At 66.9% G+C, this 21,959-nt stretch carries 21 protein-coding genes; 11 read left to right on the forward strand and 10 right to left on the reverse strand.

The genetic code is table 11. The features are described from left to right. The first annotated feature begins 10 nt into the window (after positions 1 to 10). Both VG543_RS08550 and VG543_RS08555 read left to right on the forward strand, forming a co-directional pair. The gene (locus VG543_RS08550) at positions 11 to 391 is read left to right on the forward strand and encodes a VOC family protein (protein WP_031269802.1); all 381 of its coding nucleotides are present in this window, start codon (positions 11 to 13) and stop codon (positions 389 to 391) included. A 224-nt stretch (positions 392 to 615) separates the two neighbouring features. Then, positions 616 to 1,134 (forward strand): hypothetical protein, encoded by a 519-nt coding sequence (locus VG543_RS08555; RefSeq protein ID WP_171952795.1) that lies wholly within the window; start codon positions 616 to 618, stop codon positions 1,132 to 1,134. Between the two features lie 46 nt (positions 1,135 to 1,180). Here VG543_RS08555 and VG543_RS08560 read toward each other — a convergent pair whose 3' ends face one another. Then, on the reverse strand, positions 1,181 to 3,292 hold the full coding sequence (locus tag VG543_RS08560) for a TonB-dependent receptor family protein (RefSeq protein WP_423178459.1): 2,112 nt from the start codon (positions 3,290 to 3,292) through the stop codon (positions 1,181 to 1,183). A 192-nt stretch (positions 3,293 to 3,484) separates the two neighbouring features. After that, entirely contained in the window at positions 3,485 to 4,921 is a 1,437-nt protein-coding gene (locus VG543_RS08565) for a serine hydrolase domain-containing protein (protein WP_423178458.1), read from the reverse strand. 190 nt (positions 4,922 to 5,111) lie between these two features. Here VG543_RS08565 and VG543_RS08570 point away from each other — a divergent pair, with 190 nt between their 5' ends. Continuing rightward, positions 5,112 to 5,780, forward strand: a complete 669-nt coding sequence (locus tag VG543_RS08570; RefSeq protein ID WP_423178457.1) for a GAD-like domain-containing protein — start codon at positions 5,112 to 5,114, stop codon at positions 5,778 to 5,780. Positions 5,781 to 5,926: 146 nt separating this feature from the next. On the opposite strand, the gene hutU is transcribed toward VG543_RS08570, so the two are convergent. From hutU to hutI, 4 genes are read right to left on the reverse strand one after another with little or no spacing between them, the layout of a single operon-like run. Next, positions 5,927 to 7,594 (reverse strand): urocanate hydratase, encoded by a 1,668-nt coding sequence (gene hutU / locus VG543_RS08575; protein WP_329848388.1) that lies wholly within the window; start codon positions 7,592 to 7,594, stop codon positions 5,927 to 5,929. Further along, positions 7,591 to 8,445 (reverse strand): N-formylglutamate deformylase, encoded by an 855-nt coding sequence (hutG, locus tag VG543_RS08580; RefSeq protein ID WP_251103175.1) that lies wholly within the window; start codon positions 8,443 to 8,445, stop codon positions 7,591 to 7,593. Before hutG ends, hutU begins: the two co-directional genes overlap by 4 nt. After that, on the reverse strand, positions 8,442 to 9,983 hold the full coding sequence (hutH, locus tag VG543_RS08585; protein WP_058981343.1) for a histidine ammonia-lyase: 1,542 nt from the start codon (positions 9,981 to 9,983) through the stop codon (positions 8,442 to 8,444). The genes hutG and hutH overlap by 4 nt, the downstream gene beginning before the upstream one ends. Further along, positions 9,980 to 11,203: an imidazolonepropionase gene (hutI, locus tag VG543_RS08590; RefSeq protein WP_423178456.1), complete on the reverse strand. Its 1,224-nt coding sequence runs from the start codon at positions 11,201 to 11,203 to the stop codon at positions 9,980 to 9,982. Before hutI ends, hutH begins: the two co-directional genes overlap by 4 nt. 67 nt (positions 11,204 to 11,270) lie before the next feature. Between hutI and VG543_RS08595 the strand changes: the two genes are divergently transcribed. The 4 genes from VG543_RS08595 (at position 11,271) to VG543_RS08610 (ending at position 14,074) form a co-directional block, all read left to right on the forward strand. Continuing rightward, positions 11,271 to 12,641, forward strand: a complete 1,371-nt coding sequence (locus tag VG543_RS08595; protein WP_423178455.1) for a formimidoylglutamate deiminase — start codon at positions 11,271 to 11,273, stop codon at positions 12,639 to 12,641. 28 nt (positions 12,642 to 12,669) lie between these two features. Beyond that, positions 12,670 to 13,398 carry a histidine utilization repressor gene (gene hutC / locus VG543_RS08600; protein ID WP_033835268.1) on the forward strand — a complete coding sequence of 243 codons (729 nt, stop codon included), beginning with the start codon at positions 12,670 to 12,672 and terminating at the stop codon, positions 13,396 to 13,398. Between the two features lie 149 nt (positions 13,399 to 13,547). Next, positions 13,548 to 13,673, forward strand: coding sequence for a type II toxin-antitoxin system HicA family toxin (locus VG543_RS08605; RefSeq protein WP_329848475.1), 126 nt, complete (start codon positions 13,548 to 13,550; stop codon positions 13,671 to 13,673). A gap of 23 nt (positions 13,674 to 13,696) precedes the next feature. Then, on the forward strand, positions 13,697 to 14,074 hold the full coding sequence (locus tag VG543_RS08610; RefSeq protein WP_229295552.1) for a type II toxin-antitoxin system HicB family antitoxin: 378 nt from the start codon (positions 13,697 to 13,699) through the stop codon (positions 14,072 to 14,074). 146 nt (positions 14,075 to 14,220) lie between these two features. On the opposite strand, the gene VG543_RS08615 is transcribed toward VG543_RS08610, so the two are convergent. From VG543_RS08615 to VG543_RS08625, 3 genes are all read right to left on the reverse strand, one after another. Continuing rightward, positions 14,221 to 15,231, reverse strand: a complete 1,011-nt coding sequence (locus tag VG543_RS08615) for a restriction endonuclease (protein ID WP_423178454.1) — start codon at positions 15,229 to 15,231, stop codon at positions 14,221 to 14,223. Between the two features lie 238 nt (positions 15,232 to 15,469). After that, a complete protein-coding gene (locus VG543_RS08620) occupies positions 15,470 to 15,961 on the reverse strand; it encodes a phasin family protein (protein WP_019660330.1) in 492 nt (163 codons plus the stop codon). An 80-nt stretch (positions 15,962 to 16,041) separates the two neighbouring features. Then, positions 16,042 to 16,317 carry a polyhydroxyalkanoic acid system family protein gene (locus tag VG543_RS08625; RefSeq protein WP_019660329.1) on the reverse strand — a complete coding sequence of 92 codons (276 nt, stop codon included), beginning with the start codon at positions 16,315 to 16,317 and terminating at the stop codon, positions 16,042 to 16,044. 125 nt (positions 16,318 to 16,442) lie between these two features. Between VG543_RS08625 and VG543_RS08630 the strand changes: the two genes are divergently transcribed. The 4 genes from VG543_RS08630 (at position 16,443) to aroA (ending at position 21,153) form a co-directional block, all read left to right on the forward strand. Continuing rightward, positions 16,443 to 17,249, forward strand: coding sequence for an FHA domain-containing protein (locus VG543_RS08630; RefSeq protein WP_423178453.1), 807 nt, complete (start codon positions 16,443 to 16,445; stop codon positions 17,247 to 17,249). A 181-nt stretch (positions 17,250 to 17,430) separates the two neighbouring features. Next, positions 17,431 to 18,516 carry a 3-phosphoserine/phosphohydroxythreonine transaminase gene (gene serC, locus VG543_RS08635; RefSeq protein WP_188250506.1) on the forward strand — a complete coding sequence of 362 codons (1,086 nt, stop codon included), beginning with the start codon at positions 17,431 to 17,433 and terminating at the stop codon, positions 18,514 to 18,516. A gap of 51 nt (positions 18,517 to 18,567) precedes the next feature. Then, complete coding sequence (pheA, locus tag VG543_RS08640) at positions 18,568 to 19,767, forward strand: prephenate dehydratase (protein ID WP_423178452.1); 1,200 nt, start codon at positions 18,568 to 18,570, stop codon at positions 19,765 to 19,767. Between the two features lie 78 nt (positions 19,768 to 19,845). Further along, positions 19,846 to 21,153, forward strand: a complete 1,308-nt coding sequence (gene aroA / locus VG543_RS08645; protein WP_423178451.1) for a 3-phosphoshikimate 1-carboxyvinyltransferase — start codon at positions 19,846 to 19,848, stop codon at positions 21,151 to 21,153. A gap of 172 nt (positions 21,154 to 21,325) precedes the next feature. Here the strand turns inward: aroA and VG543_RS08650 are convergent, their stop codons facing one another. After that, positions 21,326 to 21,898, reverse strand: a complete 573-nt coding sequence (locus VG543_RS08650) for an energy transducer TonB (RefSeq protein WP_058981358.1) — start codon at positions 21,896 to 21,898, stop codon at positions 21,326 to 21,328. Between the last annotated feature and the right edge of the window lie 61 nt (positions 21,899 to 21,959).

Below are 21,959 nucleotides of genomic sequence, written 5' to 3' on the forward strand. Positions count from 1 at the left end.
GGATGTCCGCATGTTGCACCACCTTTCCCTCGGCGTTCGTGACCTTGATATCGCAGGCCGCTTTTATGACGCCGCGCTCGCCGCACTCGGGTACCGCCGGGTGTTCGAGGACGAGACCGCGATCGGCTATGGGGTGGCCGATGATGAAGACGCGTTGTGCCTGAAGCTGCGTGATGACGCCGCAGCGCCGGGCCCCGGCTTCCACCTGGCGTTCGCTGCAGCGTCCGCAGCGGCGGTGGATGCCTTCCACGCAGCAGCCATCGCCAACGGAGGCGCTGACAATGGAGCGCCCGGACTGCGCCCCGATTACGGTGACTTCTACTACGCCGCGTTCGTGGTCGACCCCGAGGGCCATCGCATCGAGGCGGTGACCAAGGCGCGGCCGGCGTGAAGCAGCCGGGCATTCCGGCGCCAGCCCGCTGAAGCTGCCAATCGCATGCCGTAGCCCGGCATGGCCCATACCAGGCCGACGATCGGCCAGCGCCCGTCCGCCCCTGGTACTCCCCAAGCCGTAGAGGCACGCGCAGTTTTCGATCCTGCCCGACTCTGCGCTATTATCCGCCGGGGGCCTCGGAACGTGGCCCGGCTTCAACCAACCCTGACAAGGACAAGCGCATGGATGTCGCTGCACGCAGGAACAGGACGTTGTTTCGTTGGATCATGGTGGCACTGCTGGCGGTACTGATGCCGTTTGCAGCGCTGGCACAGCCCGCAGCCGGGCAGGCCGATGGCGCCGAAGCCGCCACTGCTGCGGATGAGGCGCAATGTCGCGCCTGCAGCTATGAACGCATCGGGCCCAAAGTCGATATCGGGCTGGTTGCACTGGTGTCGCTGCTGGTGGTGGGTCTGCTGATCGCAGCGTCGCGGGAATGGGGCAGCACGTCGCAGCGCTGGACCTGCCGCACGCTGGCTCTGTTGCTGGTGGGCATCGGCCTGGCGTTGTTGTGGTGGGCTGGCAGCGTCGTCTACCTGGGCTACAACCCGTGGCAGGAAATGGCCGCCCCCGTCGGTGGCTCGCTCACCTCGACACTGCTCACTACCTCACCGAAGTGGCTGGCGGCGCTGGTGTTGATTGGTTTCGCGCCTTCCATCTGGAAGCGCAGCGAACGCCTGCCGGCCTGGCGTATCGGCTGACCCTGGAACGACGGCGCCGGGTCAGACCCGGCGCCGCCTGTGGCCATCAGTCAATGCGCCAGCGCACGCCCGCATAGACGCCACGCCCTTCGCCCGGGGTCGAGCGCGCGACATCCCTGCCGGCATCGTCGTAGCCCGGCGTGACCGTGGCCGAGTAGTGGCGGTTGCCGATGTTGCGCATCTCCGCCCAGGCCTGCCAGCGACCACCGGGTGCCTCGTAGCCGATGCGGCTGCCGAAGATCACGTGGCTATCGGCCCAGTAGCTGTTGGCGTAGTCCACCGCGATGCGCGAGGCGTATTCGCTGTTCAGCGCGGCGTACAGGCCGGAGGCATGATCGAAGCGCAGCTCGGCCTGGTAGCTGTGGCGCGGCAGGCCCGGCAGGCGGTTGCTGCCGAAGCGCGCATCGTGGCGGTAACCGAAATCACTGAAGGTGTACGCCTGGCGCAGTGACAGGCGCCCCGGCGCGGCCTGCCACAGCGTGCTGTCCAACCCGGCTTCGATGCCACGGTGCACAGTGGGGCTGGCATTGTTCTCGGCGATGAACAGGTTCGGCACCGGCTGCAGCTCCACGCTCAGCAGCTCGTGCTTGACGTGCGCGTAGTAGCCGGTCAGTTCCCAGCGACCCAGCGCCGCGTCACCGCGCGCGCCCAGTTCCAGCGTGGTGGCGGTCTGGTTCTGCATCGGCACCGGCGCGCGCTGGCGGCCGGTAGACGGGCCATTGCCCGGCCCGAAGTACTGGTTCGAGCCCCAGATCATCGACCACGGGTGCGGCGCCTCCACCGAACGGCTGAGGTTGCCGAACCACTGCGTCTGCGCGCTGTGCTGCCAGGTGAAGCCCAGTCGCGGCGCGTAGTCCCAGTCGTGGTCGCGCAGGCGGCCTCCGCTGCTCGGCCAGGTCACCTGCACGTCGCGGCGGGTGCTGATCAGTGCCAGCCCGGTCTGCATGCGCAGGCGGTCGTTGAAGGTGAGGGTGTTGCTGACGTGCAGCGTGCTGTCGGTGCCGTGGTGGCGGAAGTCACGCGTGCGCGTACCGGCGGCATAGCCGTTGCTGGCAAAGCGCAGCGACTCGCGCACATCGGCGTCCAGATCGTGGGTGACGCGCAGACCGATCGTGGTTTGGCTGTCCAGGCCGAACAGCCGGTGGCGGTGGTGGTAGTCCAGCGTGGCGTTGAGGTTGGCGTAGTCCAGCTGCTGGCGGTACAGGCTCTCGTTCAAGTCCATCGGGTACGTGTGGTAGACCAGCCCGGCCTGCAGCGAAGAATCCTCGTCGATCTGCAGCGTGGTGACATTGGCCACCCAGGTGCTGCCCGGCTGCGGGCGGCGCGCATCGATGGCCAGGTTGGCCGCGTTTGCCGCATGCGGATCGTTGCGGATCTGATCGCGGGTCAAGCGACCGGGCGTTTCGTGATTGGTTTCGCGGTAGCGCACGAAGAAACGCGTCTGCAGGTCGGGCGTGATCTGCCAGCCGATGTTGGCCATCGCGCCCTTGCCGTCGCCGCGCGCATGGCGCTGATAACCATCGAACTCGGTATCGGTGTAGGCCAGGAAGTAATCGAGATCTCCGTTGACACCGCCCCAGCTGATGCCGCGTTTCTGGTAGCCACGGCTGCCCGCTTCGTAGTGCAGCTGCACGCCGGCCGAATCACGGCCGCTGCGGCTTACATAGTCGATGGCACCGCCCAGCGCCAGCGCGCCGCGCTCGAAACCATTGGCGCCCCGCAGCACTTCCACGCGTGAAAGCCACAGCGGTTCGAGCAGCTCGTAGGGCGTGCCGCCCGGTCCGGTCAGCGGCAGCCCGTCGATCGAAACTGCAATACCAGACGCATGGGCACCCGGGCCACGGTTGATGCCCGAACCGCGGATCGAGATCTTGGTGCCCTCGTTGCCCGGCGACTGCGCGCTGATGCCGGGCTGGGAGGCCAGCACATCGGCGCTGCTGGAAAGGCGGCTGTCGGCCTTGGCCACGTCGATGACGTTGCTGGCGCCGGGTACACGCTTCAGCGCCTCGCGCGCCTGCGCGCTGGCATCGGCAGCAGCGGAGACCTGCACAGCATCCAGCGTGGTGGCCTGCGGGGCTGCGGCGGCGGTGGAGGAAAGGCCGAGGGAAACGGCCAGGAACAACTGCGACGGGGTGGGGCGGTACGACGAGAGCGACATACGGAAATGCTGTAAACCACGAAGGTGGCGCGCAAGTTAACAGGTCGACGGCGCCACGTCACCCATCGGCGGCGTATGGCCGCCCGCCGCGTTCCTGTAGAGCCGAGCCCGCGCTCGGCTAATCGCGCAGCGCGGGTTGTCTGCGATCGCCATGAAGATCAGCCGAGCATGGGCTTGGCTCTACAGCAGGGTTTACGGCGAAGGCTTCGCCAGCGTCTTGGCCTTCGCGTACAGCGCCTTGGCAATCTCTGCATCACCCAGCGCCGCATGACACTCGGCCAGGCTGTCCCACGCATTGGTCGAATCTGGATACAACGCGGTGTTGAGCGCGAATACTCTCAGTGCGTTGCCTGCACCGAGGCTTTCGCGGATGGCGTAGCCATCGGCATTGATCGCACGTTCCAGTTCGCCGGTGGGCACGCCATGGCCAACGCGCAGCCAGCTACGCATCTGCGTTGTCGCATCGGTGCTGTCATCCAGCGCATACGCGATCAGCCGCTCGGACAGCACCGCATGCGGAAACTCCTGCGGCGCGGCGACCGCCATCGTGCTCTCCACCAGCGTGCTGGACCAGACATTGCGGGCGCTGCCGTTGGTCAGGTACACGAACACCCAGTAGCCGCCGGCCAGCGTGCCTTTGTAGGCCAACCGCGCACGAACGCGGGTGCCGCCATCATGGCCGACCTGGGTGTAGCCGTCGCTGCGGGTGGTGTCCCAGCCGGTGGAGAAGAAATTGCTGCCGCCACCGCTCAGTTTCTGCGGCTGCCAGAGTTCTTCCAGGGTCGCCGTGCGCACCAGCTTGCCGGTGGCCAGTGCCTGCAGGAAGCGGTTCATGTCGCCCACGGTGGTCTGCAGGTCGGCATGGCCCCAGCCGTAGTCCGGCCAAGGGTCTTCATTGGCCGGCTGCAGTTGGCCGTCCTTGCCGATGTAGGGCACGGCCGCTCGTTGCGTCGGCACACTGGCCCCGCCCCAGGAGGTGCTGGCCATCTTCAGCGGTTGCAGGATGCGTTCGCGCGCGATGGCCGGGTAGGGCTTGCGATAGTGCGCTTCCAGCAAGGCGGTCAGCACCAGGTAGTTGGCCTGGGTGTACTGCACGCGGCTGCCGGTGGCGAACTGCATCGGTGCAGCACCGGCCACCTTCAGCGCAGTGCCAAGGTCAGGCGCTACACCGGGGTAGCCCTTGCTCACCCAGCGGTTATCCACCCGGTTGTAGTACTCGCCGATACCCGAGCTGTGGTTGAGGAAATCACGCACGTGGATCGCCTGCCATGCAATCGGCAGGTCCGGAACATAACGGCTGGCCGGCGCGTCAAGATCCACCTTGCCCCGGTCCACCAGTTGCATCACCAGCGTGCTTGTCAGCAATTTAGCCATTGACTGCGCGGCGAAGATGGAATCGACGGCGGCAGGTGTGTGCGTAGCGCGATCACGTTCGCCGCTGGCGCCCTGGTACAGCACCTGGCCGTTGTGTGCGACCAGTACCGCCTGGCCGGCGATGCCGTAGCGTTCGCGGTTGGCCTGCAGTTGGGTGTCGAGCTGATTGGAAAGATCGCCGGGGGACTCACGCGCCGAAGCGACCGGAGCAGCGAACAGGGCGCAGAGCAATGCGGCAGCAAGGGTGCGGTACATCGCGGTGATCCATCAGCGGTGATGGCGCATGTTGGTCAGCGGCGGTCGACGGGTCAAGCGGAGGCGGGCGCCTATGTGAATGCGTGAATTTCCAATGGCCTGTCGTAAACAGCTCTTCGCGACGGATGAGGCACCAGATATAAGAACGCCTCAGTCCAAACCGACGAGATAGCCTTGCATGGGAGGGTTAATGGAGGAGGATGAGGATTTCGCGCTCTTCATCGAGAGCTTCGGAGAGGCAACTGAACACGATCCGGTGCCAGAGACCAGCTTCTCCAAGTGGACGGGCATCTTGCCCGAATCGCTTTTGAGCTATTGGCGTCGGGATGGATGGGCGAACTATGGCAACGGACGCCTGTGGACGGTGAATCCCGAGGACTACGACGGCCTGATGCGCGCGTGGTTGGCCGGTACTCCATTTACACAGATCGATACCTACCATGTGTTTGCCAGAAGCGGGTTTGGACGCCTCTACCTGTGCGGCGAAGCATCAGGTGCGGGCTTGAACATCGATCCAGTCAGCAGTGAAGTGTTTGCTCTTCAGAACTGTTTGAGGCCGAAGTCTCTTGCGCGACAGGACGGTGGCATCAAGGCCTTCTTCGCCTGCGCGGAGCTCGACGATTTTGATCTGATGGATGGGGATGAAGAACTGCTCTTCGATAGGGCTGTGAACACTTGTGGGAACTTGCTGGCGGATGAGATGTCTGGCTTTGAGCCAGCGTTGGTTTGCGGCGGAGAAATCACCATTGAGAATGTGCGCAAGCTAAAGATTCAGCCGCACCTGCACATGCTCAGAGAGTTCGCCACACCTGCGTTTCCACGCTATGCGATTGATGTAAAACCGCTGGCCCGGAAGTGATCCAATCAAGTCGAATCATGTAGAGCCGAGCCCATGCTCGGCTGCCTTCCTGTCAGGCGTCGTGACCCTGGAAGCATTGAGCCGAGCATGGCTCGGCTCTACAGGTGCCTTGCGGCAGTGCCGGCTGCTGGCCGGCACCCCTGTGATCAGCCCAGGATTCCGGGCAGATCCAGTCCCTTCTCCTTCGCGCAGTCGATCGCGATTTCATAGCCCGCATCTGCATGGCGCATCACGCCGGTGGCCGGATCGTTCCACAGCACGCGGCCAATCCGCTTCGCCGCTGCCTCGGTGCCATCGCACACGATCACCATGCCGGCGTGCTGCGAGAAGCCCATGCCCACGCCGCCACCGTGATGCAGCGACACCCAGGTTGCGCCACTGGCGGTGTTGAGCAGGGCGTTCAGCAGCGGCCAGTCGGACACCGCATCGGAACCGTCGGCCATCGCTTCGGTTTCGCGGTTTGGCGAGGCCACGCTGCCGCTGTCCAGGTGGTCACGTCCGATCACCACCGGCGCCTTCAGTTCGCCGTTGGCGACCATCTCGTTGAACGCCAGGCCGAGTCGATCACGATCACCCAGACCGACCCAGCAGATGCGTGCCGGCAGGCCCTGGAACTTGATCTTCTCGGCGGCCATGTCCAGCCAGCGGTGCAGGTGCGGGTTGTCCGGAATCAGTTCCTTCACCTTTGCATCGGTCCTGGCGATGTCTTCCGGATCACCGCTCAGTGCCGCCCAGCGGAACGGGCCGATGCCGCGGCAGAACAGTGGGCGGATATAGGCCGGCACGAACCCCGGGAAATCGAAGGCATTGGCCACGCCTTCTTCCAGTGCCATCTGCCGCAGGTTGTTGCCGTAGTCCACGGTCGGCACGCCCAGCGCGTGGAAGCCGAGCATGGCGCGGATGTGGTTGGCCATCGATGCACGCGCAGCCTTCTCCACTTCCTTCGGTGCACTCACACGCTTCTCATCCCACTGTTCGACCGTCCAGCCCTGCGGCAGGTAGCCGTTCACCGGGTCGTGCGCGGAGGTCTGGTCGGTCAGCAGGTCCGGCTTCACGCCACGCTTGAGCAGTTCGGCCAGCACATCGGCAACGTTGCCGAGCAGGCCCACCGACTTCGGCGTGCCGGCCTTGCACGACTCGTCGATCATGCGCAGCGCTTCGTCAAGATTGTCGGTCCAGGTGTCGAGGTAGCCGGTGCGCAGGCGCATGTCGATGCTGCTCTTGCGGCACTCGACGGCCAGGCAGGAGGCGCCGGCCATCACGGCAGCCAGCGGCTGTGCACCGCCCATGCCGCCGAGGCCGCCGGTGAACAGCCACTTCCCGGTCAGGTCGCCACCGAAGTGCTGGCGGCCCATTTCCACGAAAGTCTCGTAGGTGCCCTGCACGATGCCCTGCGCGCCGATGTAGATCCAGCTGCCGGCGGTCATCTGGCCATACATGGCCAGGCCCTTCCTATCCAGCTCGTTGAAGTGGTCCCAGTTGGCCCAGCGCGGCACCAGGTTGGAATTGGCGATCAGCACGCGCGGTGCATCGGCGTGGGTGCGGAACACGCCCACCGGCTTGCCGGACTGCACCAGCAGGGTCTGGTCGTCGTCCAGGCGCTTGAGCGTTTCGACGATGGCATCGAAGCTCTCCCAGTCGCGCGCGGCACGACCGATGCCGCCATACACCACCAGTTCCTGCGGGCGCTCGGCCACATCGGGGTGCAGGTTGTTCATCAGCATGCGCAGCGGTGCTTCGGTCAGCCAGCTCTTGGCGTTCAGCGTGGTGCCGGTCGGCGCGGCGATGGTGCGGGACGGGTCGTTGCGGGTCATGCGGCGCTCCGGTTCGTAGCGAATTCAAGGCAGGCGTTGAGCACCTGCGCCAGGGTGTGGCGCAACGGTGCGGCGTGGTCGGGGTCGAGCGGGGTGGGCCAGCTGTGTTCGTCTACCTGGTCGGGCAGCGGCTCGTGCATGTAGCCGCGGCAGGCAAGTTCCATCTGCAGGCTGTGCACGCCGCCGGCGATGTTGCTGTAGTGGCGGGTGATCCAGCCGCCCTTGAAGCGGCCGTTGCGCACTTGGCTCATGCCGCTGATCTTCAGCAGGTTTTCCACCACGTCGCTCAGGGCGTTGTCGCAGGAGGTGTCCGGTGCGCCGGACGGACCGGCAGTCCCCAGGTTGAACTGCGGCAGTTCGCCCTCGAACAGGTGCGGGATATGCGAGCGGATCGAGTGCGCGTCGTACACCACCACGGTGCCGTGGCGTGCGCGCAGGCGCGTGATCTGCGCCGCCAGCGCATCGTGGTAAGGCAGGAAATACGTGTCGCGGCGACGGGCGATTTCCGCTTCATCCGGTTCGCGCCCGGCGTGGTATAGCGGCTGGTTGTCGAAGGTGGTCAGCGGGCACAGGCCGGTGGTGTTCTGCCCCGGGTACAGCGAGACGCCGCTGGGATCGCGGTTGAGGTCGATCACCGAACGCGAGATCGCCGAGCGCACCGTCGTCGCGCCCATGCCGCGCACGAAGTCGTACAGCTCGTGCACCCACCAGTCGGCATCGCGGCGGGCCAGCCACGGCGAGTGGTAGTCGCCGATCAGGTCGTGCGGCAGCTCGCTGCCGGTATGCGGGAAGCTGACGATGAGGGGGGCGTCGCCTTCGTGCACCGTCAGCCATTCGGGACGGGTATTCATGCGTGGGGTTCCACGGTTGGCAGCAGGTCGGTCAGGCCCTGCGCCAGCGCGCCACTGCGCACCAGATTCGTGGCGGTCACCATGTCCGGATGGAAGTAGCGGTCTTCTTCCAGCGTCGGCACCTGCGCGCGCAGCGTGGCACGCACGTTTTCCAGCGCGGCGCTGGAGCGCAGCGGCGCATGGAAATCACAGCCCTGCGCAGCGGCCAGCAGCTCGATGCCGATCACGTTGGCGGCGTTCTCGGCCATCTGCATCAGCCGGCGTGCGCCATGCGCGGCCATCGACACATGGTCTTCCTGGTTGGCCGAGGTCGGGATCGAGTCAACGCTGGCGGGGTAGGCGCGCTGCTTGTTTTCCGAGACCAGCGCCGCAGCGGTCACCTGCGGAATCATGAAGCCGGAATTCAGGCCCGGGCGCGGGGTCAGGAACGCCGGCAGGCCGGACAGCGCCGGGTCCACCAGCATCGCCAAGCGGCGCTCGCTGATAGAACCGATCTCGCACACCGCCATCGCCAGCATGTCGGCGGCGAAGGCTACCGGCTCGGCGTGGAAGTTGCCGCCAGACAGCGCTTCGCCGGTATCGGTGAACACCAGCGGATTGTCGGACACGCCGTTGGCTTCGATTTCCAGCGTAGTCGCGGCCTGGCGCAGGATGTCCAGCGCCGCACCCATCACCTGCGGCTGGCAGCGCAGGCAGTAGGGATCCTGCACGCGCACGTCGTTGTCACGGTGTGATTCGCGGATGCCTGAGCCCTGCATCAGCGTGCGGAGCGTGGCGGCGGTGGCGATCTGCCCGCGCTGGCCACGGATGGCATGGATGCGCGGATCAAACGGCGTGTCCGAACCCTTGGCCGCTTCCACCGACAACGCGCCGGTGACCAGTGCCGCCTGGAACACGGTTTCGATTTCGAACAGGCCGGCCAGCGCATAGGCGGTGGAGAACTGGGTGCCGTTGAGCAGGGCCAGACCTTCCTTTGCGCCCAGATCGATCGGCTGCAGGCCGGCCCGCGCCAGTGCGTCGGTTGCGGGCAGGCGTTCGTCACCGATGTAGGCTTCGCCCACGCCCAGCATCACGCCGGCCAGGTGCGAAAGCGGTGCCAGATCGCCGGAAGCACCCACCGAGCCTTGTGCCGGCACCACGGGCAATACGCCCTTGATCAGCATCGCTTCGAGCAGCAGCAGGGTTTCCTCGCGAATGCCCGATGCGCCTTGCGCCAGGCTGACCAGCTTCAGCGCCATCATCAACCGCACCACGCTGGCCGGCATCGGTTCGCCCACGCCAGCAGCGTGCGAGAGCACGATATTGCGCTGCAGGGTGGCCAGGTCTTCGCGCTCGATGCGCACGCTGGCCAGCTTGCCGAAGCCGGTGTTGATGCCATACACCGGTGCGCCTTTGGCGACGATGGCAGCCACCGCCGCAGCGCTGGCGCGCACCACCGGCAGCGCGGCCGGGTCCAGTGCAAGCGGCGCACCGCGATAGACCTGCCGCCACTGGGCGAGAGTGACATGGCCGGGGCGAAGAACCAGGGTGTTGCTCATGTGTTGCTCCAAGAGGCAGGCAGGTCGGGCTGTCCGCGCACCACGCGCGCGTGCAGCGGGTTGAATCCAATGCGATAGACCAGGTCGGCGGGGGCATCGATGTCCCAGATCGCCAGGTCGCAGTCCAGGCCCACGGCGAGGCGGCCGATGCGGTCGCTGCGCCCGAGCGCGCGCGCCGCTTCACGGGTGAAGCCGGCGATGCACTCGTCCACGGTCAGGCGGAACAGGGTGGCGCCCATGTTCATCGCCAGCAGCGGGCTGGTCAGCGGCGAAGTGCCCGGGTTGCTGTCGGTGGCCAGCGCCAGCGGCACGCCGGCCGCACGCAGCGCGGCGATCGGCGGGAGGGTGGTATCGCGGGTGAAATAGAAAGCACCGGGCAGCAGCACGGCGACGGTACCGGCAGCGGCCATCGCGGCAATGCCGGTATCGTCCAGATGTTCGATATGGTCGGCCGACAGTGCACCGAAGCTGGCGGCCAGTTCAGCACCATGCTGGTTGCTCAGCTGCTCGGCATGGATCTTCACCGCCAGCCCGTTGGCGCGCGCTGCTTCGAAGACCTGCCGCGCCTGCGCCGGCGAGAAGGCGATGTTTTCGCAGAACACATCCACCGCTTCGGCCAGGCCTTCCGCGGCGATGGCCGGAATCATCACGTCGCACACCTCGTCGGTGTACTCCTGTGCCTCGCGGCCCGGCGGAATCGCGTGCGCGCCGAGGAAGGTGGTCACCACGTTGACCCGGCATTGCTCGCCCAGCGTGCGTGCAACCTGCAGCTGCTTGCGTTCGTCGGGCAGGGTCAGGCCGTAGCCGGACTTGATCTCGATCGTGGTCACGCCCTCGGCGCGCATCGCCAGCAGGCGCGGGCGGCTCTCGCTGGCCAGTTGCTCGGGCGTGGCAGCGCGGGTGGCGCGCACGGTGGAGACGATGCCGCCGCCGGCGCGGGCGATCTCGGCATAGCTGACGCCCTGCAGGCGTTGCTCGAATTCGTTGGCGCGGTTGCCGGCGTAGACCAGGTGGGTGTGGCAGTCGATCAGGCCGGGCGAAATCCAGCGGCCTTCGCCGTCGATGCGGGTGGTCGGCTGCAGGTGAGCGTCGCTGCCGGCCGGGCCAACGTGGACGATGCGGCCGTCGGCGCTGGCCAGTACGCCATCGCGGATGACACCCAAGCCCTTGCCGTCGAGGGTGATCAGGTGGACGTTGGACCAGAGGGTATCGACGTGCATGGCATCCACAACGCGGCTGTGCTTATATGTCTATACAATATAGGCGTCCATTTCGGGTTGTCCAGCCATGTCCGATTCGCGTTCCCCGCACAGTTTCCATGCTGCCCACGCCCTGCTGGCCGAGGGATGGGCCCGCGATGTCCGCCTGCAGGTGCAGGACGGCCGCATCACCGCGATCCACACGGGGCAGGGCGCCCAGCACGGCGACACCCGCGTCGGCATCCTCGTGCCGGGCCTGCCCAACCTGCACAGCCACGCCTTCCAGCGCGGCATGGCCGGCCTGACCGAGATCGGCGGCGGTGACGGTGACAGCTTCTGGAGCTGGCGCGAGCTGATGTACCGCTTCCTGGCCCACCTGCGGCCGGACGCGGTGCAGGCCATCGCCGCCCAGGCCTACATGGAAATGCTCGAAAGCGGCTTTACCCGCGTCGGTGAATTCCACTACCTGCACCACGACGCCGATGGTCGCGCCTATGCCAACCGCGCCGAGATGAGTGCACGGATCGCGGCGGCAGCCGAGCAGACCGGCATCGGCCTGACCCTGCTGCCGGTGTTCTATGCGCATGCCGATTTCGGCGGGGCGGCGCCGAATCCAGCGCAGCGGCGCCTGATCCACGACGTGGAGGGTTTCGCGCAGCTGCTGGAGGCCGCCAAGCCGGCATTGGCCGCGCTGCCCGACGCGGTGCTCGGCATCGCACCGCACAGCCTGCGTGCGGTCACCGGCGAGGAACTGAGTGCGTTGCTGCCGCTGACCGACGGCCCGGTGCACATCCATATCGCCGAGCAGGTGCGCGAAGTGGAGGCCTGCCTGGCCTGGAGCGGCCAGCGCCCGGTGCAGTGGCTGTACAACCATGCGCCGGTGGATGCGCGCTGGTGCCTGGTGCATGCCACCCACATCACCGATGACGAGCGCGCGGCCATTGTGGCCAGCCAGGCCGTGGCCGGCCTGTGCCCGATCACCGAGGCCAACCTGGGCGACGGCCTGTTCCCGATGCAGGCATTCGCGCGCGAGGGCGGACGCTTCGGCGTCGGCTCCGATTCCAATGTGCTGATCGATGCGGCCGAAGAACTGCGCCTGCTTGAATACGGCCAGCGGCTGACCCAGCGCGGTCGCAACGTGCTGGCGCCGGATGCCACCCGCAGCACCGGTCGCTTCCTGTTCGAAGGCGCACTGCACGGTGGTGCACAGGCGCTGGGCGTGCCCGCTGGCCTGCAGGTGGGCGCCAGTGCCGACCTGGTCGAACTGGATGCCGGGCACCCCGCGCTGCAGGCGCGACAGGATGACGCATGGCTTGACAGCTGGGTGTTCGCCGCACGTAATGGCGCGCTGCGATCGGTCTGGCGCCATGGCCGCCAATGCGTGGCCGGGGGCCGCCACCTGCAGCGCGAGGCGATCACCACCGCCTTCGCCGCCGCCCTGCGCGGCGTGCTGGGCTGATCGCCTCCCGCTACCGAGACCCCATTACGTGAAGGCCAGCAAGTCCGCCACGCTCAACCAGCGTATCCGCAGCGATCTGGAAAGCCGCATCCTCAGTGGAGAGTGGGCGCCGGGCTTCCGGATTCCATACGAGCACGAGCTGATGGAGCAGTACGGCTGCTCGCGGATGACCGTGAACAAGGTGCTGACCGCGCTGGCCGAGAGCGGCATGATCGAGCGCCGCCGTCGCGCCGGTTCATTCGTGGCGCGGCAGCCGCCGCACCTGGAACAGGTGGCGCTGGAGATTCCCGATATCGCGATGGAGGTCGGCTCGCGCGGCCATCAGTACGCCTATCGCCTGCTGCAGCGCGATCTGCGGCTGGCCGATGCCGGCAATGCTGGTGAAGTCGAGCTGGCTGGGCAGGAGAACCTGCTGGCAATGCGCTGCCTGCACCTGGCCGATGGCCGTCCGCTGGCGCTGGAGCACCGCCTGATCAGCCCGGTGGGGGTGCCCGAGGTGCTGGAGGTCGATTTCAGTACCACCGCGCCGGGCAGCTGGCTGCTGCAGAACGTGTCGTGGACCCGTGCCCAGCACCGCATCAGCGCCTGGGGCGCGGATACCGCCACCGCCAGGCTGCTCGATGTGAAGCCCGGCACAGCCTGTCTCGTGATCGAGCGGCTGACCTGGCGCGGTGAACAGCCGATCACCCGCGTGCGCCAGGTGTTCCTGGGGGATGCCTGGGACCTGGTCGCGCGCTTCGCGCCGGGCGCGCGATAGGGATTCCATCCACGCGTGGCGTGGATCTACTGGGCCGGAACGACTGTCCTTGAACTCTGTCGGGGCGTGTGTGCGATGTGTATCGTCCCTGCATGAAGAGCAGGGACCTCATCCGGGATCTGGAAGCGGCAGGTTGGATCTGACGCCGGATCCGCGGATCCGATCATGTATTCGTGTACCCCCAGCACCCTCACATCATTACCGTTCCTCACCCAAGGAAGGATCCGGGGAAAGGGCTGGTGCAGGCGTTGCGGAAGCTCGCAGGACTGACGTAGGAGGGCCCATGCGATATCCAGTCTTGATCGAGGCAGGCGATGAGCGCACCGCGTGGGGTGTGGTCGTTCCAGATCTGCCGGGGTGCTTCTCGGCGGCCGACACGCTTGATGATGCGCTCAGCGCTGCCGAGGAGGCTGCACTCGCCTGGATTGATGCGGCCCTGGATGAGGGGCGCTCGATTCCGACACCTTCCGCGCCGCAGAAGATCGCCGCCGAGGCATCCAAGGACATCCGTTGGATTCTTGCGTACATCTGCATTGATCCGGCTCTGCTGGACGATACCATCGAGCGGGTCAATATCAGCCTGCCACGCCGGATCCTGGCGAGGCTGGATGCGCAGGCCAGAGCGGCGGGTGAATCGCGCTCCAGTTACATCGCCCATCTCGCAGCATTGGGCTGAGCTGGTGCCATGTGGCGCCGAGCCGATGCTCGGCTGCTGTTCGCGTGTGGCTCAACTCTACAAAGGCATCCACGCGTGGCGTGGATCCAACAAGGGGTCGCGCATCGGGGTTCAGTAAAACCACGCCACGCGTGGATGCGGCCCCATCAGTACGTGGCGCATTGGCGCCAGCGCACCGGCTCATCCACGCCGGGGCGGGCGTTGAGCTGGATGCGCACGTTGCGCAGGGCGGGGGAGTGCAGCACTTCCTCGCAGACCTGCGGCCACACCGCGTCCAGCTCGCCCGTGCGGTTGATCGCCAGCGTCTGCCGGGTCAGCCAGACCCCGCTGGCGATACCGGGCTTGCCGGCCAAGGCGCGGGACAGATCGGCCTGGAAACGCTCCAGCGTGGCGGCATCCGGGTTGGGGTTGCTGCGCGCGTCGGCTGAGGGCGTGGCCGGTGCAGGCGCAGCGGCCGGCGGCGTGGTGGCGGGGGCCGGCGCCGGTTCGGGCGCCGCTTCAACCGCAGGCGCAACCGGCGCGGGGGTGTCCGCCACCTCGGCAACAGGCGGGGTGTCCTGCACATGCAAGCCTTGCAGGCTCAATCCCACCAGCAGGCCCAGCGTGACCGCGCCGAGCGCGGCAATGGCGATCCGGCGCAGTGCTTCATGGCGGGCGCTGGCGCGCACACGGGTTTCGATTTCTGCCGGCAGGTAGGGCTGCAGCAACGGCCACAGGCGCGGACCGTCCAGTACTTCTACCGCCTGCTTCTCGGCAGCGCTGCGCCCGTCGCGTTCCATCCGGCCTTCGGTCAGCAGCACGCCGCCCTTGGCGCCGGCCAGGCGCGCAGCAGCGCCCAGCTCGTTCACTGCGGCGGTGCCGATACGGTAGGCAAGGCCATGCTTGCAGGAAACCAGCCACTGGTTGGGGCCGTCGCTGAGCAGGAAGTCGCTGCTCGGCTCGCGGGATTCCTCCGCCGGGTCATTCAGTTCACGCAGGCCGCGCTGTTCGCGCAGCATGCGCTTGACCAGTACCGAGAACTCGCGCCAGTGCATGCCGGCCAGGGCTTGCAGGCCGAGTTGCATCTCCTTCTGCCGCCGCTTGATCCACCACAGATAGACAACAGCCAGGGAACAGGTAAGCAGGGCCGACAGCAGGGCCAGGATCCAGGGGAGCATGCAGGAGTAGGGCGGAAGGGGCGAAAGCGGAGAACGACAGTGTAAAGGTCGCGGTACCTGGCCGGGTCAGGAGGTTCCTGACAGGAAGCGTGATGGAACGCCCAGTTCGGAATACAGCAGGCACGAAAAACCCGCCAATCCTGAAGCCGTGAGGGGAGGGAACAAACGGCAGCCGAAGCGATTGGCGGGTTGCTCGCGATTGTCAATCAAAGTTTATTGCATTGCAACAATGAGCCGGTCAGGGCAGGCCGCCTGGCGACTGATGGCTGCCCGGAGCAGGGGCGTCGGTGCCGGACGCGGCGCGGTTTTCCAGCTTGGCCAGGCGCGCGTGCAGGGCATCGATGCGGGCTTCGAGCGCCGTCACTTCGTCGGCGGTGGGTACATGCAACCGCTTGAGCACGCCCTGCACCTGGTCATCAAAGGCCTTCTCGACCTTGTTCCAGGTGCCCGAGGCCTTCTCGCGGGCTTCGTCCAGCGAGCTCTCGACGTTATCACGCCAGCCCGGGCCCTGTTCGCTGCTGCGCTCACGGCGGCGGGCTTCCCAGGCTTCGCCTTCCTTCACCAGGCCGTCAAAGAAGCGGCTGCCTTCGGCCTGTGCACGGCCGAGAGCGCCAAGACCGGCCAGCCACACCTGCTGCGCCGAGTCACTCAGCTTGCGCGAAAAGCGCTCGGCCTGGTCACCGAAAGAGGCGTCGTCGTTGCGGCGGTCGTCGTTCTCGTAGTGGTTCATCGCAGTTCCCGTGGGAGTTGGGCCTGCCCCGAGAGTAGCGCGCCGTGGCGTTGCACGGCCGTGATGGCCGCGGCCGGGGTTCAGCCCAGCTTTTCCTTCAGAACGCGCTGTATCTCGCCTTCGACCATGCCCTTCATCGCCGACAGCAGGAAGCCCAGTTTGGCCGTCACGCGCACGGCGCCTGGCTGCAGTTCGATCGCGCCGTCCACGCCGCTGCCGGAGAAGTTCAGTACATCGGCGGTCCACGACGACTTCAGGCCGAAGCGCTCGGACAGCTTGGCGGCGACCTGCTCGATCGCGGCGCGCGCCTGCGCGTCGGGCAGGCCGTGGGCGTGGCGGACATCGATGGTGGACATGCAGGCTCCTGGCGCAGGGCGGGGATGATCAATGAGGGCGAGCATTGTGCGCATGGAGGGCCTCCGCGCCAAGCACTCATCCTGGGTTCTTCTTCGTTGGCGACCAACCTGCTAGGCTGCGCCGCGTGCAGAACCTGCTTGTTCACTTCAGCCAACAACAACAGCCCGACCAGCCGCTGCGGCCCGGGGTGCAACGCATCGTGCGCCAGGCCAACGGCAGTGTGCGGCTCGGCGATGCCGGCCATGGTGCCCTGTTGCTGGCGCAGTTCTGCCTGGATGATCGCGGCCTGTGGCTGCAGGTCGGCAACGGGATCCGCGGCATTCATGTGAACGGTCGACCGGTGCGGCGCATGGCGCTGCTGCGTGCGGGCGATGCGGTGTATGTGGACGGCGTGGAGATGGTCCTGCAAGGTGAAGTCGAGAGCCTGCTGCAGGCGCCTGCGCCGAAGAACGAGGAAGGCAGCGACGAGCAGCAGCGGCTGTTGCGCGGAGTTGGCGGCCTGCACCACGGCCGCAGCTTCACCCTGTCGCGGGCCCGCCTGATCGGCCGCGGCGGCGACGTTGACATCGCTATTGACGATCCGGCCTTCGCCGAACGACACGCCCGCGTGGAAGTGCATGGTGATCGCGTGCTGCTGCGCGATCTGGGCAGTGCCGACGGCACCTGCGTCAATGGCGTGGCCGTGCGCCATTGCTGGCTGCAGGCCGGCGACCAGGTGGTGTTTGATGGCCAGCACCGGTTTGTGCTGGAAGTGCCGCATGACCCGCGCCGGCGCCCGCTGCCGGGTGAAGACGAGTCCAGCCAGGACGCCGAGCAGGCGCCGGTGCTGCCGGCCGTGCCGCGCAAGGTCCGGCGCTGGCCGTGGCTGCTGGTCAGTGCGCTGCTGCTGGCCGCGCTGCTCAGCCTGCTGCTCTGGTTCGGCGCGCGCTGACGCTAGTGCCGGCCGCTGGCCGGCAACCGCCGCCCCTGAATCCGTGAGGTGGCTGGCCAGCGGCCGGCACTACCCGGTCGCGTTGCCGATGGATTCCAATGAAACCAAATTTCCCTTGCGCCACAAGGCCGCAAGGCTGGTGCACTGCGGCATACTAGGGGTCTTGCCCCACAGGTGTGACATGACGCGCGCGTTCAACTTCAGTGCCGGCCCTGCAACCTTGCCGGAATCGGTCCTGCGCCAGGCGCAGGCGGAAATGCTGGACTGGCACGGGTCCGGTGCTTCGATCGTGGAAATGAGCCATCGCGGCGCGGAATTCATGTCCGTGGCCGCCGAGGCCGAAGCCGATCTGCGTCGCCTGCTCGACATCCCCGACGACTATGCGGTGCTGTTCCTGTCCGGTGGCGCCACCACCCAGCAGGCGCTGATCCCGCTCAATTTCGCCGCCCCGGGCCAGCGTGCCGACTACGTGGTCAGTGGCCACTGGGGCAAGACCGCGGTCAAGCAGGCCGGTGTCTACGTCGACGTCAACATCGCCGCCAGCAGCGAGGCCAACGGCTACCGCACGCTGCCGGCGCGTGCCGACTGGCAGCTGTCGCCCGATGCCGCCTACGTGCACATCACCGCCAACGAGACCATCCACGGCGTCGAGTTCCGTGATGCTCCCGATACCGGCAACGTTCCGCTGATCGCCGACTTCAGCTCGTCCATCGCCAGCGAACCGCTGGATGTGCGCCGCTATGGCGTGATCTATGCCGGCGCCCAGAAGAACCTCGGCCCGGTCGGCATCGCGGTGATGATCATCCGTCGCGACCTGCTCGAGCGCAGTGGCCAGCCACGTGCGGACATCTTCGATTACCGCTCGCACGTCGCCCGCGATTCAATGCTCAACACCCCGCCGACCTGGAACTGGTACCTGGCCGGGCTGGTGTTCAAGTGGATGCTGGCCGAAGGCGGCGTGGCCGAATTCGCCAAGCGCAATGCCGCCAAGGCCGCGCTGGTGTACAGAGCCATCGACGGCTCCGGCGGCTTCTACCGCAATGAAGTTGCACATGCGGCCCGTTCGCGGATGAACATCCCGTTCTTCCTGCCCGATGCCGATCTCGATGCCCGCTTCGTGGCCGAGGCCAAGGCGGCCGGCCTGCTGGCGCTGAAGGGCCACAAGGTCGTCGGTGGCATCCGTGCCTCGCTGTACAACGCCATGCCGCTGGCCGGGGCCGAGGCGCTGGTCGCCTTCATGGCCGATTTCCAGCAGCGTCACGGCTGAGCAATGAACGGCGCGCACCGTCGGGTGCGGGCCCCGCAACAAGGAATTCCGATGGCAAGCAGCAAATCCAGCAAGAAGGCGCCGAAGAAGGCCGAACCGGCCAAGGACAGCGCGCCCGCCAAGGCGAAGGGCAAGGCCAAGGCCGCCTCGAACCCGGCACCCACCCTGGCGCCGCTGGCGCTGGCCGATGTGCGCTCGAAGATCGACCAGATCGACCGCGACATCCAGAGCCTGATCGCCGAGCGCGCGCGCTTCGCCCATCAGGTCGGCAAGGCCAAGGGCAAGCTCGCCGCCGCCGTCGACTACTACCGCCCCGAGCGCGAAGCGCAGGTGCTGCGCATGGTGGCGGATCGCAACGAAGGCCCGCTCAGCGATGAGCTGCTGGTGCACGTCTACCGCGAGATCATGTCGGCCTGCCTGGCCCAGCAGGAGCCGCTGAAGATCGGCTACCTCGGCCCGGAAGGCACCTTCAGCCAGCAGGCCGTGCTCAAGCACTTCGGCCGCTCCGCGCTGGGCCTGCCGATGGCCAGCATCGAGGAAGTGTTCCAGGAAGTGGAAGCGGGCAACGCCGATTTCGGCGTGGTGCCGGTGGAGAACTCGGGGCAGGGCACCATCCAGATCACCCTGGACATGTTCCTGACCTCCAACCTGAAGATCTGCGGCGAAGTGGAACTGCGCGTGCAGCAGTACCTGATGTCGCGCAGCGGCCGCATCGAGGACATCGAGCGCATCTACGCACATCCGCAGTCGTTCATGCAGACCTCGGCGTGGCTGCGCGCCAACCTGCCGAAGGCCGAGAAGATTCCGGTGTCGAGCAACGCCGAGGGTGCGCGCCGTGCGCGCAACGCCGACGACGCGGCGGCCATCGGCGGCGAGAGTGCCGGCCACGTGTACGGCCTGAAGAAGGTGGTCACCAAGCCGATCCAGAACGATGCCGACAACACCACCCGCTTCCTGGTGGTGGGCCGCAACATCTTCCCGACCTCCGGCCACGACCGCACCTCGGTGCTGGTGTTCATCCATGACAAGCCCGGTGCGCTGTTCGACGTGCTCAGCCCGTTCGCCCGCCACGGCATCAGCATGAACCGCATCGAGTCGCGGCCGTCGCACCATGGCAAGTGGGAGTACGGCTTCTTCATCGACCTGGCCGGCCACATCGACGACGCGCCGATGCAGGCGGCGCTGGCCGAACTTGAAGCGCACTCGGCGCAGATCAAGGTGCTGGGTTCCTATCCTGTGGCCGTGCCCTGAGTGCTGCTGGGGCGGCCCCGGCCGCCACCCCCTGATGCATCGCCGGCGGGCTGCCGGCGTTTACGGAATGATCGAACGATGAGCAACGCGCAACACTGGATCGCCCGCAAGGGCCAGCCCCTGCAGGGCAGCCTGACCATTCCCGGCGACAAGTCGGTCTCGCATCGCTCGGTGATGTTCGCCGCGCTGGCCGATGGCACCTCGCATATCGAGGGCTTCCTGGAAGGCGAGGACACCCGCGCGACCGCGCGCATCTTCAGCCAGCTGGGGGTGCGCATCGAAACGCCCAGCCCGTCGCAGCGCATCGTGCACGGCGTCGGCATCGACGGCCTGAAAGCGCCGGATGCACCGCTGGACTGCGGCAATGCCGGCACCGGCATGCGCCTGCTGGCCGGGTTGCTGGCGGGCCAAGCGTTCGACTGCACGCTGATCGGCGATGAGTCGCTGTCGGGCCGACCGATGCGCCGCGTCACCGGCCCGCTGTCGCAGATGGGCGCGAAGATCGACACTCAGGATGACGGCACGCCGCCGCTGCACGTGCATGGCGGCCAGACGCTGCGTGGCATCGACTTCGCCTCGCCGGTGGCCAGCGCGCAGATCAAGTCGGCGGTGTTGCTGGCAGGCCTGTACGCACAGGGCGAAACCAGCGTTGCCGAACCGCATCCGACCCGTGACTATACCGAGCGCATGCTGTCGGCGTTCGGCGTGGACATCGAATTTTCACCGGGCAAGGCCCGCCTGCGTGGCGGCCAACGCCTGCGCGCCACGGACATCGTGGTGCCGGCCGACTTCTCGTCTGCGGCGTTCTACCTGGTGGCCGCCAGCATCATTCCTGGTTCCCAGCTGCGCCTGAAGCAGGTCGGCCTGAACCCGCGCCGCACCGGCCTGCTGCACGCGCTGCGCCTGATGGGGGCGGACATCACCGAAGAGAATCCTGCCGAGCAGGGCGGTGAACCGGTGGCAGACCTGGTGGTGCGGTACGCCCCGCTGAAGGGGGCACGCATTCCGGAGGAATTGGTGCCGGACATGATTGACGAGTTCCCGGCGCTGTTCGTGGCGGCTGCAGCCGCCGAAGGCCGGACCGTGGTCAGTGGCGCCGCCGAGCTGCGCGTGAAGGAATCCGATCGCCTTGCGGCGATGGCCACCGGCCTGCGCGCGCTGGGCATGCAGGTGGACGAGACCGAGGATGGGGCCACCCTGCACGGCGGTGTGCGCCTGGGCAGCGGCACCATCGAAAGCCACGGTGACCACCGCATCGCCATGGCATTCGCCATTGCCGGCCAGATCAGCGATGGCGAAGTGCGGATCAACGATATCGCCAACGTCGCCACGTCCTTCCCGGACTTCGATGGTCTGGCCCGCAGCGCCGGGTTCAACCTGGCCTGATCGGCATCGCGACCACCGGGCCATGCCCGGCGGATCGCATTGCCCGGCAGGTGCCAACTTTGTTGGCACGCTCACATCTCCCGGTAGGTGCCAACCTTGGTTGGCACGCTTTCCGCATAAAAGGACGGAGGCCGAAGCCTCCGTCTAAACATCACGAACCCCTCGTCCGCGATCAACGCTGCTCGGTACGGAAATCCACCGGGACCCGCACCACGCTGGCTACTGCGCGGCCATCCTGCACCGCGGGTTGGAACTTCCAGTTCTGCACGGTGCTGAGCACCGCACGATCCAGATCGCGACTGCGCTCGCCGCTGCGCGAGACGATCGCAGCGTTGGCGACATTGCCGCGGGTATCCACATTCAGGCTGGCGATCACGCTGCCCTGCACGCCGCTACGCAGCGCGGCGGCGGGGTAGGTGGGCATGCGATTGCTGGCCAGCGGGCGGGCCTCACGGTTGCGCACTACCGGCGCGGCCTTCCGCGAAGCGGTAGCCGGGGTTGCCGGACGCGCAGCAGGCGCCGCTGCATCCGTCACCGCGGGCTGCTCAGGGGCCGGCAGCATGCGCTCACCGACCGGCGCCGGTGCCACGTCTTCCTGGTTCGAATGACGCAGCCAGAGCAGGGCGCCGGCAAACATCGCCACGATCAGCGCGATCCACATCCAGGGCGACGTGGGCTTGTGCTGCGCGCCTGAATCCTGCGGCAGCTGCGGCGAATGAAGGTCTTCGTGGGTGGTGGCGGTCATCGCAAACTCCTTCCGTCAATGGACGACGTGGGCAGTGTTGCCCGAGCCACGGACGGGAAGT

It is taken from the genome of Stenotrophomonas sp. CASM101, assembly GCF_049384845.1.
In the GTDB taxonomy this organism is placed as follows: Bacteria; Pseudomonadota; Gammaproteobacteria; order Xanthomonadales; family Xanthomonadaceae; genus Stenotrophomonas; species Stenotrophomonas hibiscicola.